This window comes from Ornithinimicrobium pekingense DSM 21552 (assembly GCF_000421185.1).
Taxonomy (GTDB): domain Bacteria; phylum Actinomycetota; class Actinomycetes; order Actinomycetales; family Dermatophilaceae; genus Ornithinicoccus; species Ornithinicoccus pekingensis.
In genome coordinates this window covers 17,378-29,895 of sequence record NZ_ATWJ01000008.1, presented here as the reverse complement: position 1 = coordinate 29,895, position 12,518 = coordinate 17,378, and the positions used below count along the sequence as shown (strand labels likewise).

Sequence of the window (12,518 nt, the reverse complement as noted above, 5' to 3'; positions counted from 1 at the left end):
CCGCTTGACTTCCCCCTACCACTTCGTGAGGTGCTGCGTGCCGACCGGCAAGGTCAGGTTCTACGACGAGGACAAGGGCTTCGGCTTCCTGTCCAGCGACGAGGGCCACGACGTCTACGTCCCGCGCTCCGCCCTGCCCGCGGGCGTGGAGACGCTGCAGCGCGGCACCCGGGTCGAGTTCGACATCGTCGCCGGCAAGCGCGGCGACCAGGCCCTGCACGTGCGGCTCGTCGAGCCGCCGCCGTCGGTCTCGCGCGGGCTCACCCTGCGCGACCGCAAGCCGGCCGAGGAGATGGTCGTCGTGGTCGAGGACCTCATCGCCCTGCTCGACAACGCCTCCACCTCGCTGCGCAAGGGGCACTACCCCGAGCGCCGCAACGGGGCTGCGATGGCCAAGGCGCTGCGTGCGGTCGCCGACCAGTTCGAGGCGGGGAGCTGACCCGCGTGGCCACGCCCAAGCCCGACGCCGTCCTGACCTCCGCGGTCGAGGTCGCGCGCGCCGCCGCCGTCGAGATCGCCGAGCCCGGCACGGTGGGCGACCACCTGGGCGCGGTGACCGAGGCTGACCGCGTCACGACCCACAGCTTCGCGTGCACCGCGGCCGCATACCCGGGCTGGCGCTGGGCGGTGACGCTCTCCCGTGCGCCGCGCGCCCGCCGGGCCACCGTGAGCGAGGTGCACCTGCTGCCGGGCGAGGGTGCGCTGCTCTCGCCCGAGTGGGTGCCCTACGCCGAACGGCTCGCCCCCGGTGACATCGGCCCCGCCGACCGGACCCCCTACGTCGAGGACGACCCGCTGCTCGAGCCGGGGTTCGAGGCCACCGGCGAGGAGGACGTCGACCAGGTCGCGACCTGGGAGCTGGGCCTCGGCCGCCCCCGCGTGCTCTCCGCCGAGGGCCGGGACGCCGCCGCCACCCGGTGGTTCGAGGGCGAGCACGGTCCCGCCAGCGAGACCGCCCGCAAGGCGTCCAGGCCCTGCTCGACCTGCGGCTACTTCCTGCCGATGTCCGGAGCGCTGCGCTCGGTCTTCGGCGTGTGCGCCAACGAGTGGTCCCCGGCGGACGGCTCGGTCGTGGCGCTGGGCTTCGGCTGCGGGGCGCACAGCGAGGTCGACGTCGAGCGCCGGCCGCCGGAGCGGACCGACCCCCCGGTCCTGGACGACGACGCCGAGATCGAGTTCGTCGAGCGCTGAGCGCTCAGGCAGGCTGAGCGCTCAGGCGAACTGCGCGTTGCCCCGGCCGCGGGCCAGGTAGACGTGGCCCACGACGCCGAGCGCGGCGCCGACGACGGGGACCCACACCCACCACCCGCGCCCCTCCGGCAGCGGGGCGACCAGCAGCACCACCAGCGCGACGAGCCAGAGCACGATCCCCCACCGGACCAGCGCGACCGTGCGCAGCCCGGGGTCGGGCACGGCGACGGTGCCCGGGGCGGCCGGGTCCTCGGGGCGTGGTCGGGGATCGCGTCGCACACCGCTACGCTACCGCGCATGTCCGTCACTGCCCCCTCCCGCGGGGACCTCTCCGCCGTGGACCGCTACTTCAGGATCACCGAGCGCGGCTCGACCGTCAGCCGCGAGGTCCGAGGCGGTCTGGCCACCTTCTTCACGATGGCCTACATCGTCGTCCTCAACCCCCTCATCATCGGCACGGTCCCCGACGGCACGGGCAGCTTCCTCGCCGACGGCGACCTGCAGGTCATCGCCGCCTGCACGGCCCTGGTCGCCGGCCTGATGACGATCCTCATGGGCGCGGTGGCCAACTACCCGCTCGCGCTGGCCACCGGCCTGGGCCTGAACGCGTTCGTCGCCTACGGCGTCGCCAGCCTCGACGGTATGACGTGGGCCGACGCCATGGGGCTGGTCGTCCTCGAGGGTCTGATCATCCTCGTGCTGGTCCTCACCGGCTTCCGCGAGGCCGTCTTCCGGGCGATCCCGGCCCAGCTCAAGGTCGCGATCAGCGTCGGCATCGGCCTGTTCATCACGATCATCGGCCTGGTCGACGCGGGGGTGGTGCGCAGGCCGGCGGCCGGCCCGGTCCCGGTCGAGCTGGGCGTCGGCGGCTTCCTCGCCGGCTGGCCGACCCTGGTCTTCGTCATCGGCCTGTTCGTCATCGCCGCCCTGCTCACGCTGCGCGTGCAGGGCGCCATCCTCTACGGCATCATCAGCGCGACCGTCCTGGCGATCGTCATCGAGGCGATCTTCGAGATCGGCCCGCAGACCCCCGACGGGGCCAACCCGACCGGCTGGGGCCTGGGCGTGCCGGCCCTGCCCGACACGGTCGTGCAGATGCCCGACTTCAGCCTGCTGGGCGAGTTCAACCTGCTGGGCTCCTTCAGCGCCATCGGTGCCACCGCGGTCTTCCTGCTGGTCTTCACCCTCATGCTGGCCGACTTCTTCGACACGATGGGCACGATGGTGGCCGTCGGCGCCGAGGCCGGCCTCCTGGACGAGGAGGGCAACCCGCCCAACACCCGCCGGATCCTGGTCGTCGACTCCATCGCCGCCGCCGCGGGCGGTGCCGCCGGTGTCAGCAGCAACACCTCCTACATCGAGTCCACCGCCGGCGTCGGCGAGGGCGCCCGCACGGGGCTCGCCTCCATCGTCACCGGTGTGCTCTTCCTGCTCGCGACCTTCCTGGCCCCGCTCGTCGCGATCGTGCCGCACGAGGCCGCGACCCCCGCACTGGTCATCGTCGGCTTCCTGATGATGCAGCAGGTCACGGGGATCGACTGGGACGACCTGGAGATCGGCATCCCGGCCTTCCTGACCATCGTGGTGATGCCCTTCACCTACTCCATCGCGGCGGGCATCGGCGCCGGCTTCGTCGCCTACGTCGCCCTCAAGGTGGTGCGCGGCAAGGCCCGGTCGGTCCACTGGCTGCTGTGGCTCGTCGCCGTGCTGTTCGTCATCTACTTCGCCATCGACCCGATCAGGGGCTGGCTGGGCGCCTGACCTGCGCACGCGCACGGCATACCTGCTCCGGCCCGTCCTCGCTCGTCGCGGGGCGGGCCGGACGCGTTGCACCCCGCGTCGGTGATGGTCCGGAAGGTCGTTAGCCAAGGTAATGAGGTAGACTAACGACCCGTGCCCGACTCCCCTCCCGTCCCGGTCCCCGACCTCGCCCACCAGCTGCGCATCGCGTGCATGCGCGTCGCGCGCCGGGTGCGCTACGACGCCGGCAACACCGTGCCGCCGCACCTGTTCAGCGTGCTCGTCCGGCTGGCGGAGGAGCCGCGGACCGTGGGGGAGCTGGCCGGCATCGAGCAGGTGAGCGCGCCCAGCATGAGCCGCACCGTCGGGCAGCTCTGCGAGGGCGGGTACGTCGTGCGCATGGCCGACGAGCACGACGGCCGTCTGGTGCGCCTGGCGCTGACGGCGCTGGGGGAGCAGACCGTGCGCACCGAGCGCGAGCACCGCGACCGGTGGATCACCGAGCGCCTCGAGAGCCTCAGCGCCGAGGACCAGCAGCTGCTGCAGCGGGCCGCCGAGCTGCTCGAGGAGCTGGTGGCCCGGTGAGCGGGATGTTCAGCGCGCTGTCGGTGCGCAACTACCGCGTCTACGCCGCCGGGGCGCTGATCTCCAACACCGGCACGTGGATGGGCCGCGTCGCCCAGGACTGGGTCGTCCTCACCGAGCTGACCGACAACTCCGCGTCCGCCCTGGGCATCGTGACCGGCCTGCAGTTCCTGCCGATCGTGCTGCTCACCCCGCTGGCCGGGGCCCTCAGCGATGCCTTCCCCAAGCGCAAGGTCATGCTGGTCAGCCAGTCCATGATGGCGCTGTTCGCCCTGGTCATGGGACTGTGGGTGCTGCACGGCTCGATGGAGCTGTGGCACATGTACGTGCTGGCCTTCCTCTCCGGCTGCGCCGCCGCGGTCGACGGACCGGCCCGGCAGGCGTTCGTCTCGGAGATGGTCCCGCCGGAGCGGCTGACCAACGCCGTCGGCCTCAACAGCGCCTCCTTCCACTCCGGGCGGCTCATCGGCCCGGCCACCGCGGGCCTGCTCATCGCCGCCTTCGGCACCGGCCCGACGCTGGTGATCAACTCCTTCACCTTCGTGGCGGTGATCGTCGCGCTGCTGGCGATGGACGTGCGCCAGCTCGCCCCACCGCCGGACCGCACAGGGATGGGCAGGGCGAAGATCAGCGAGGGCGTCGCCTACGTCGCCCGCCGGCCGGACATCATCCTCATCATGATCGTGGCCTTCATGCACGGCACGTTCGGGATGAACTTCCAGATCACCAACGCCCTGATGGCCACCGAGATCTACGGCAAGGGCGTGGAGGAGTATGGCGTGACGGGCTCGGTCATGGCGATCGGCTCGCTCGCGGGGGCGCTGCTCGCCGCCCGCCGTGATCGCCCGAGGTGGCGGCTCCTGCTGGGATCGCTCGGGCTCTTCGCGATCTTCAGCTTCTTCCTGGCGATGGCACCGAGCTTCACCGTCTACACGCTGCTCCTGGTCCCGACCGGGCTGACCGCGCTGACGGTGATGGTCAGCGCCAACGCGATGGTGCAGCTGTCCGTGGACCAGGCCGTCCGCGGCCGGGTGATGGCCCTCTACATGGCCGTGTTCTTCGGCGGCACCCCCATCGGCTCGCCGATCATCGGCTGGGTCGGGGAGACCTTCGGGGCGCGCTGGACCATCCTCATCGCGACCATCGCCTGCGGCATCACAGCCGTGGCTGCGATCATCTACGTGATGCGGCACGACAACCTGAGGCTGCGCGTCCGGGCGAGCTGGGCCCGCCCGCTCTACCTGGAACGCGACCCCGTGCTGACCGAACCGATCCCCGAGAAGGTGACCTGATGATGACCGCCCGCACCCGACGCATCGTCGTCCTCGTCGCGCTGGCAGCGCTCATCCTCGCGCCCGTGCTCGCGACCCTCGCCTGAGCAAGGAGACTCCGTGACGTTCACCACCCGACCCACCCTCACCGGCACCTTCGGCATGGTGTCGAGCACCCACTGGCTGGCCTCGCAGGCCGCCATGCGGATGCTCGAGCTCGACGGCAACGCGGCCGACGGCGCCGTCGCTGCCGGCCTGGTCCTGCAGGTCGTCGAGCCCCACCTCAACGGCCCCGGTGGCGACCTGCCGCTCATCGTCGCCTCCGCCGACGACCCCACCCCGCGCGTGCTGTGCGGACAGGGCCCGGCCCCCGCCGGTGCCACGCCGGAGCACTTCGCGGGCCTGGGCCTGGACCGGGTGCCCGGCTCGGGGCCCCTGGCCACCGCCGTGCCGGGCGCCTTCGACGCCTGGATGGTCCTGCTGCGCGACCGCGGGACGATGACCGCCCGCGAGGTGGTTGCTCCCGCGCTGCACTACGCCCGCCACGGGCACCCGGTCCTGGAGCGGGTCGCGCGGACGATCGAGACGGTCCGCGACCTGTTCACCGACGACTGGACCACCTCCGCCGACCAGTGGCTGGTCGACGGGGCCCCGCCCGAGCCGGGCACCCTCGTGACCAACCATGCCTGGGCGGACACCCTCGAGCGGCTGCTCGCCGAGGAGGCCTCCGCCGGCGGGACCCGCGAGCAGGGCATCGACGCGGTGCGTCGCGCCTGGTCCCAGGGTTTCGTCGCCGAGGCGGTCGGCGTCTTCGCCCGCCGGCCCTTCCGCCACTCCGGCGGCCAGGTCCTCCCCGGCGTCCTCACCGCGCAGGACCTCGCCGACTTCGAGGCCACCTGGGAGGACGCCGTCACCCTGGACTGGCGGGGCCACACCATCGCCAAGACGGGTCCCTGGGGCCAGGGCCCGGCCCTGCTCCAGGTGCTGCAGATGGTCGACGCCGCCGGCGCCGACGACCCGGGCACGGTCGAGGGCGCCCACACCCTCGTGGAGGCCTGGAAGCTGGCGATGGCCGACCGCGAGGCCTGGCTGGGGGACAGCGCCGAGGTGCCGCTGGAGGACCTGCTCGACCCGGCCTACGCGGCACAGCGCGCCTCCCTCATCACGGCGACGGCGAGCCGCGACCTGCGCCCGGGGTCGCCCGGTGGGCGCGAGCCACGGGTCGCCGCGCAGGCCCTGGCCGTGGACGGTGCGACGGACGTCGACGCCACCGTGGGTGAGCCGACCGTCACCCGCGAGGGCGAGACCCGCGGTGACACCTGCCACGTCGACGTCGTCGACCGGTGGGGGATGCTCGTCTCCGCCACCCCCAGCGGCGGCTGGCTGCAGTCCTCGCCCTTCATCCCCGAGGTGGGCTTCGCGCTGGGCAGCCGGCTGCAGATGATGTGGCTCGAGCCGGGCCTGCCCAGCTCGCTGGTCCCCGGCCGCCGGCCGCGCACGACCCTGACGCCCACGCTCGTGCTGCGCGACGGCATACCCGTGCTGGCGTGCGGCAGCCCCGGCGGGGACCAGCAGGACCAGTGGCAGAGCGTCTTCCTGCTGCGCCACCTCGTCGCCGGCCTGTCCCTGCAGGAGGCGATCGACGCCCCCCAGCTGCACACGACCAGCTTCCCCGGGAGCTTCCACCCGCGGGCGACCGAGCCCGGGGTCGTGGTCGCCGAGACGAGGTTGGGCCGGGAGGTGCTCGACGGCCTGCGCGAGCGTGGCCACGACGTGCTGGAGCAGGGACCGTGGACGCTGGGCCGGCTGTGCGCCGTCGCCGTGGACCCGGGCACCGGGATCGTCTCCGCCGGCGCGAACCCCCGCGGCATGCAGGGGTATGCCGTAGGGCGCTGAGCGGGGGCATCGCCTACCGTGTCCAGCAGCATCCCCGAGCAGGAGAACCCGTGGCAGCCACCAACCTCGCCAAGCTGGCGCTGAAGTACGGCCCGATCGTCTACACGCTGGCGCAGAAGTACGGCCCCCATCTCGTCGAGCAGGTCCTGAAGAACCGTGAGCCCGCGCAGCGGTTCGTGCACGACCGCACCGAGCGGGTGCGCAGCAACCCCCGCCGCCGGGCGCTGGACCACGCGGAGTCGGTCGTCGAGGGCTCGCTGCAGCAGGTCTTCCACCGGGGTCAGCCCTACTGGGTCGTCTTCTCCCGGGGCGAGCCGGTGGGCACGCACCCGCACACCGACGCCTCCTTCGACGTGCTGCTGATGAACGCCGACCCCGAGCGCCGGGTCACGCCCCAGGAGCTGCGCCGCACGGTCACGCTGCCGCGACGCCCGAGGACCTGACCGTGAACCCCTACCGTCGGGACCGGGTCGACTACGAGGGCGAGGGGCTGTCGGAGGAGCGCGCTCCGCAGGCCCCGCTGGAGATCGTCGAGGACTGGCTCCGGGCGGCCGTGGAGCGCCAGGCCGAGCGCGGCGACGTCCCGGAGCCGATGGCGATGTCCGTGGCGACCGTCGACGCCGACGGGGTGCCCGACGTGCGCACCGTGCTGCTGCGCGGGCTCGACCGGCGCGGACCCGCCTTCTACACCAGCAACCGCTCGGCCAAGGGCCGCCAGCTGGCCGCCAGCCCCGGGGTCGCGGCCTCCCTCACCTGGCCGGCCATGTTCCGGGCGGTCCGCTTCCGGGGGTATGCCGAGCTTCTGCCGGCCGAGGAGGTGCTCGACTACTTCCGCACCCGTCCCTGGGGCGCCAGGATCAGCGCCCACGCCTCGGCCCAGTCCGAGCCCGTGCGGGACCGAGCGACGCTCGAGGCGGCCTACGAGGACGCGGCGCGACGCTTCCCCGACACCGGCAGCCCGGACGACGTGCCCGTGCCCGAGGGGTGGGGCGGCTACCGGCTGGTCGCCGACCGGGTCGAGCTGTGGGAGGGGCGGCGCAGCCGCCTGCACGACCGGCTCGTGTGGGAGCGCGTGGCTCCGGGCGGGCTGGACGAGCCGACCGCGTGGAGCCGGGTACGGCTCGCCCCCTGACGGTGGCGTCCCGGCGGCCGGGACGTCCGGCACCTGGCTGCCCCCACGCGCGCGAACCGTAGGATGGCGGGCGTGAGCGAGCTGATCGACACCACCGAGATGTACCTCAAGACCATCCTCGAGCTCGAGGAGGACGGGGTCGTCCCGATGCGTGCCCGGATCGCCGAGCGGCTCGCCCAGTCCGGCCCGACCGTGTCCCAGACGGTCGCGCGCATGGAGCGGGACGGCCTGCTCCACGTGGCCCCCGACCGGCACCTGGAGCTCACCGAGGACGGGCGGCGTGCCGCGGTGCGCGTCATGCGCAAGCACCGCCTGGCCGAGCGGCTGCTCACGGACGTCATCGGGCTGGACCCGGCCTACGTCCACGAGGAGGCGTGCCGCTGGGAGCACGTGATGAGCGACGAGGTCGAGCAGCGCATCCTGGGGCTGGTCGCCGACGGCACCACCTCGCCCTACGGCAACCCGGTGCCCGGGCTGGAGGAGCTGGGTCACCCGGCGGCCCCGGCGCCGCTGGGCCGCCCGAGCCACGAGATCGCCGCGGACGGTGACGCGGGCAGCCGCACCCGTGCGCGGGTCACGCGCCTGGGGGAGCCGGCCCAGGTCGACCCCGAGGTGCTCGGGCTGCTCCTGGAGTCGGGCGTCCGGCCCGGCGCGGAGGTCGTGGTCTGGCGCGAGGCGGAGAGGACCATCGTGGAGGCCGTCGACGGCGAGGCGGTCTCGCTCCCGGTCGACGTCGCCTCGCACATCTTCTGCGCGTGAGCGAGCCCCCGGCCCGCGCGGGCGCGGACGCGCCGGCGGCGGAGGACGTTGCCCGCGAGTCGTGTGACATCGCTCACGCGTCGTCGGCGGGGAGGGATCGGCGTCGGCGGGATCACCCCAGGTCAGCGGCTCGCTGAGGGCGGCCTGGGAAGCCGCTGTCCACAGCGTCGTTACCGAGTCGTGACATGTGCCGGATGTGTTGTGTAGTGTTTCTCTCGCTCCTCTCCCCTGGAGGAGAACCCGACGCGCATCTGCCGAGTCCTGTCTGCGTGCCCGGGTACTCGTACGAACACCGCTCGACAGGAGCGGGGGACCCACCTTCGGACCGTTACCCGTGACGGTCCTCGGGGCTCACGGCCACGGCGCCCACCGTGACCGGCGGATACTCCATCCGTAGCCCGACAGCTGACCCCGTAGGCACCCTGGAGGACCCCCTCGTGACCCTGCGCCCCCATGGCCGGCACCGTGCGCCGAGCCGCCTCAGCCCCACCGCCCTGACCCGCTCCGCTGCCGTCGCAGCCACCTCGACCGGCCTTCTGGCGGGCACTGCGGCCGCCGCGAGCGCCAACCCCGCCAACCCCCAGGAGCCCGCCACCGGCGTCGCCGCCGCGGACACCCTCGTCCGTGCGGTGGAGGCCTTCGCCGCCGCCGAGCGGCCCGCGGTCGCCGCCCCGGCTCCCGAGGTCGTCGAGGACGCCGTCAGCTTCGGCACCTCCGGCTTCACCGCGGTCGAGGTCGTCGCCCAGGCGCCCGCCCCCGAGGAGGTGCAGGAGGCGGTCGAGGACCGCGACAGCGCCGCCGCGAGCCGCACCGAGGAGCGCGCCGCCGCCCCGGAGCAGCCGACCGCCGAGGCGGCCCCGGCCCAGCAGGCCGCTCCTGAGCCCGCCCCGGAGCCCGAGCCGGAGCCCGAGCCCGCTCCTGCGCCGGCTCCCGTCGAGCAGGCTGCCCCCGCCCCGACCGGCGGCATCCTGTCCATCGCCGCGGCCTACACCGGCATCTACTACGTCTACGGCGGCGCGACGCCGGCCGGCTTCGACTGCTCGGGCTACACCCAGTACGTCTTCGCCCAGGCCGGCATCTCCCTGCCCCGGACCGCCGCCGCCCAGCAGGCCGCCCTCACCCCGGTGAGCAACCCGCAGCCCGGCGACCTGGTCTTCTTCGGCTACCCGGCCTACCACGTCGGCATCTACGCCGGCAACGGCATGATGTACGACTCGGGCAAGCCCGGCATCCCCTCGCAGCTGCGCCCGATCTTCAGCGGCGTCTCCGGCTACGGCCGGGCCTGACAGCCCGCGACGAACGTCCGCGAAGCCCCCTCCCGGTCTCCGGGAGGGGGCTTCGTCGTGCGGTCCGTCCTCGAGGCGCGGACCCGGCCCGGTCAGGCCGTGGCGACCTCCGGTGTGGCCTCGTCCGACTCGTCGTCGAACTCGCCGAGGATCTGCTCCAGGAGGTCCTCCATCGAGGACATCCCCACGACACGGCCGTCCTCGTCACGGACGAGGGCGAGCTGGGCCCGCTGCTGACGCAGGCTCTGCACCGCGTCGATCAGCGGCATCGACGCGGGGAGCGAGGCCACCGGCTGGATGAACGACAGCAGCGAGCGGTCGGCGCCGTCGTCCGCTGTCGCCAGGATGGCGTCGCGGACGTGGACGATGCCGCGGATGCGCTGCTGGCCCGCCCGGCCCGTCGGCTCGACGACGAAGAGCCGGGACCGGCCGCTGTCGCGGCTGATGCGCTCGACGTCGGCGGCCGTCCCCGAGCGGGGGATCGTCACCGCGGCCGTGGCGGGGAACATCACCTGGGAGACCGTCTCGGCCTCCAGCCGCAGCGCGCCGCTGAGGATCTGGTGGTCGGCGTCCTCCAGGACACCGTGCTCGTAGGACTGCGCCAGCAGCAGCTGCAGGTCGGCCGGCGTCTGGGCGCTGCCCAGGGAGTCCACGGGGTCGACGCGGGCCATCCGCAGCAGCAGGTTGGCCAGCTCGTTCATCAGCCACAGCACGGGCCTGGCGAGCCAGGTGAAGGCGCGGAAGGGGAGCGCCAGGAGGGTGGCCGAGCTCTCCGGGTGGGAGATCGCCCACGACTTGGGCGCCATCTCACCGACCACCATGTGCAGGAACACCACGACGGAGACCGCGATGACGACCGCGATGGCGTGGACCGCGATGTCGGGCACGCCGAGCGCCTGGATGACCGGCTCCAGCAGGTAGGCCACGGCCGGCTTGGCCAGCGCCCCGAGGGCCAGCGTGCACAGCGTGATGCCCAGCTGGGCGCCGGCCAGCATGAGCGAGAGCTCGCGGGAGGCGTCGACGGCGGCACGGGCCGCGCGGCTGCCCTCCTCGGCGCGCTCCTCGAGCCGGTGCCGCTTGGCCGCGACGATGGCGAACTCGGCCGCGACGAAGAACGCGTTGGCGACCAGCAGCACGAGGCTGACCAGCAGCGCGACGGTGGTGCTCATCGGACGGCCTCCTCGGTCTGCGGCTCCACCGCGGCGATGACCAGCGTCGTGTCGCTGGAGAGGCGCTCGCGCTCGTCCTCGCTCAGCACCGCCCAGTCGCCGACCGACCGGGTGACGACCGGGTGCAGCACGACGGCGTCGGGCACGTAGCGGGTCGTCGTCACGACGTCCAGACGGGTCTGGTGGACGTACTCCTCACCCTCCCCGTCCCGGCTGGTCCAGCGCACGAGCACGGAGTCGCCCTCCTCGGCGGTCCGGCCGAGCCGGTCCAGGATCAGGCCGGAGAGGGTGTCGTAGTTCTCGCTCTCGGGCAGCTCGATGCCGGTGACCTCGGCGACCTCGTCGACCCGCAGGCGTGCCGACAGGTCCCAGATGCCGTCACCGCGGTCCTGGCTGGTCGACTCCTCGGCGTCGTCCTCGTCCCAGATCTCGCCGACGACCTCCTCGGCCACGTCCTCGAAGGTGACGATCCCGGCGAAGCCGCCGTACTCGTCGACGACGACCGCGAGCTGCTGGTGCTGGTCGCGCAGCGCCTCGAGGACCTTGGGCAGGGGCAGCGACTCGGGCAGGATCACGGCGTCGTCGGTCAGGTCGCGCACCAGCGTGCCGGCGCGGTCCTGCGGGTCGACCCGGAGCAGGTCGTGCAGCCCGATCACGCCCACGATGTCGTCGATGTCCCGCCCCACGACCGGGAAGCGGGCGTGCCCCGACTGGAGCGCCTCGAGGACGACCGTCACGGTCTCGTCGGCCTGCACGGTCTGCACCGAGGTCCGGGGGGTCATGACCTCCTCGGCGACGCGGTCGCGGAAGGCCAGCCCCCGCCCGAGGAGCGTCGACAGCTCGGCGTCCAGCGTCCCCCCGCTGCGGGACTCGGCGATGATCCGGGTCAGGTCCTCGGGCGTCGCGCCCTGCGGCAGCTCCTCCACGGGGTCGATGCCGACGGAGCGCAGCAGCGCGTTGGAGGCCATGTCGAAGAGGCGGATCACCGGACCCATCACGGCGAGGTAGATCAGCGTGGAGCGGGACAGCGCCCTGGCCAGCGGCACCGGCCGGGCGATGGCCAGGTTCTTGGGCCCGAGCTCACCGATCACCATCTGCAGGACCGTGGAGAAGACCAGGGTGCCGATCGAGAACAGCGAGATCATCGCGGCCCGGGCCAGCCAGCCGACGTCGGCGTAGGACTCCGTCAGCCCGCGCACCAGGAACTCCTCGCCGAGATAGCCGACGAGCAGCGCCGTCACGGTGATGCCGAACTGCGCCCCGGACAGCGTGAAGGACAGTCGCGAGGTGATCCGCAGGGCCCGCGCCGCGGCCGGGTCGCCGTCGTCGGCCAGCTGACGCAGCCTGCCGCGGTCGACACTGACGTAGGCGAACTCCTGGGCCACGAAGTAGCCCGTCATGAGGGTCAGGACGACGATGACCGCGATCCCCGTCGCGATCAGCACGAGGTGCCCCTGTCACCTCGGGGGAGCCGGGCACTGCCCGGCCA

At 73.2% G+C, this 12,518-nt stretch carries 13 protein-coding genes; 10 read left to right on the top strand and 3 right to left on the bottom strand.

The features are described 5' to 3' along the window. Window positions 1-37: 37 nt before the first annotated feature. Window positions 38-439 carry a cold-shock protein gene (locus K330_RS0105560; RefSeq protein ID WP_022920857.1) on the top strand — a complete coding sequence of 134 codons (402 nt, stop codon included), beginning with the start codon at window positions 38-40 and terminating at the stop codon, window positions 437-439. Window positions 440-444: 5 nt separating this feature from the next. Further along, window positions 445-1,191: a DUF3027 domain-containing protein gene (locus K330_RS0105555; RefSeq protein WP_022920856.1), complete on the top strand. Its 747-nt coding sequence runs from the start codon at window positions 445-447 to the stop codon at window positions 1,189-1,191. A gap of 21 nt (window positions 1,192-1,212) precedes the next feature. On the opposite strand, the gene K330_RS0105550 is transcribed toward K330_RS0105555, so the two are convergent. Further along, window positions 1,213-1,470: a hypothetical protein gene (locus K330_RS0105550; RefSeq protein WP_029202352.1), complete on the bottom strand. Its 258-nt coding sequence runs from the start codon at window positions 1,468-1,470 to the stop codon at window positions 1,213-1,215. A gap of 18 nt (window positions 1,471-1,488) precedes the next feature. Between K330_RS0105550 and K330_RS0105545 the strand changes: the two genes are divergently transcribed. The 8 genes from K330_RS0105545 (at window position 1,489) to K330_RS19355 (ending at window position 9,860) form a co-directional block, all read left to right on the top strand. Beyond that, window positions 1,489-2,952, top strand: coding sequence for an NCS2 family permease (locus K330_RS0105545; RefSeq protein WP_022920854.1), 1,464 nt, complete (start codon window positions 1,489-1,491; stop codon window positions 2,950-2,952). Between the two features lie 132 nt (window positions 2,953-3,084). After that, window positions 3,085-3,516 carry a MarR family winged helix-turn-helix transcriptional regulator gene (locus K330_RS0105540; RefSeq protein WP_022920853.1) on the top strand — a complete coding sequence of 144 codons (432 nt, stop codon included), beginning with the start codon at window positions 3,085-3,087 and terminating at the stop codon, window positions 3,514-3,516. Between the two features lie 5 nt (window positions 3,517-3,521). Continuing rightward, window positions 3,522-4,808 (top strand): MFS transporter, encoded by a 1,287-nt coding sequence (locus K330_RS0105535; RefSeq protein ID WP_022920852.1) that lies wholly within the window; start codon window positions 3,522-3,524, stop codon window positions 4,806-4,808. A 141-nt stretch (window positions 4,809-4,949) separates the two neighbouring features. Then, window positions 4,950-6,683, top strand: a complete 1,734-nt coding sequence (locus tag K330_RS0105525; RefSeq protein WP_084617283.1) for a gamma-glutamyltransferase family protein — start codon at window positions 4,950-4,952, stop codon at window positions 6,681-6,683. Between the two features lie 50 nt (window positions 6,684-6,733). Continuing rightward, entirely contained in the window at window positions 6,734-7,126 is a 393-nt protein-coding gene (locus K330_RS0105520; RefSeq protein ID WP_022920850.1) for a hypothetical protein, read from the top strand. 2 nt (window positions 7,127-7,128) lie between these two features. After that, window positions 7,129-7,815: a pyridoxamine 5'-phosphate oxidase gene (gene pdxH, locus K330_RS0105515; RefSeq protein WP_022920849.1), complete on the top strand. Its 687-nt coding sequence runs from the start codon at window positions 7,129-7,131 to the stop codon at window positions 7,813-7,815. Between the two features lie 72 nt (window positions 7,816-7,887). Continuing rightward, window positions 7,888-8,574: an iron-dependent transcriptional repressor DtxR gene (locus K330_RS0105510; RefSeq protein WP_022920848.1), complete on the top strand. Its 687-nt coding sequence runs from the start codon at window positions 7,888-7,890 to the stop codon at window positions 8,572-8,574. Between the two features lie 437 nt (window positions 8,575-9,011). Beyond that, a complete protein-coding gene (locus K330_RS19355; RefSeq protein WP_022920847.1) occupies window positions 9,012-9,860 on the top strand; it encodes a C40 family peptidase in 849 nt (282 codons plus the stop codon). Window positions 9,861-9,952: 92 nt separating this feature from the next. Here the strand turns inward: K330_RS19355 and K330_RS0105500 are convergent, their stop codons facing one another. Both K330_RS0105500 and K330_RS19350 read right to left on the bottom strand, forming a co-directional pair. Continuing rightward, window positions 9,953-11,029, bottom strand: coding sequence for a hemolysin family protein (locus K330_RS0105500; protein ID WP_022920846.1), 1,077 nt, complete (start codon window positions 11,027-11,029; stop codon window positions 9,953-9,955). Next, a complete protein-coding gene (locus K330_RS19350; protein WP_022920845.1) occupies window positions 11,026-12,474 on the bottom strand; it encodes a hemolysin family protein in 1,449 nt (482 codons plus the stop codon). Before K330_RS19350 ends, K330_RS0105500 begins: the two co-directional genes overlap by 4 nt. Window positions 12,475-12,518: the final 44 nt, after the last annotated feature.

What these genes read in the sequence shown, in the direction of transcription:
- K330_RS0105545 (WP_022920854.1), top strand. Translation starts at nt 1,489, where the DNA reads ATGTCCGTCACTGCCCCCTCCCGCGGGGACCTCTCCGCCGTGGACCGC.
- K330_RS0105535 (WP_022920852.1), top strand. Translation starts at nt 3,522, where the DNA reads ATGTTCAGCGCGCTGTCGGTGCGCAACTACCGCGTCTACGCCGCCGGG.
- K330_RS0105525 (WP_084617283.1), top strand. Translation starts at nt 4,950, where the DNA reads ATGGTGTCGAGCACCCACTGGCTGGCCTCGCAGGCCGCCATGCGGATG.
- K330_RS0105500 (WP_022920846.1), bottom strand. Translation starts at nt 11,029, where the DNA reads ATGAGCACCACCGTCGCGCTGCTGGTCAGCCTCGTGCTGCTGGTCGCC.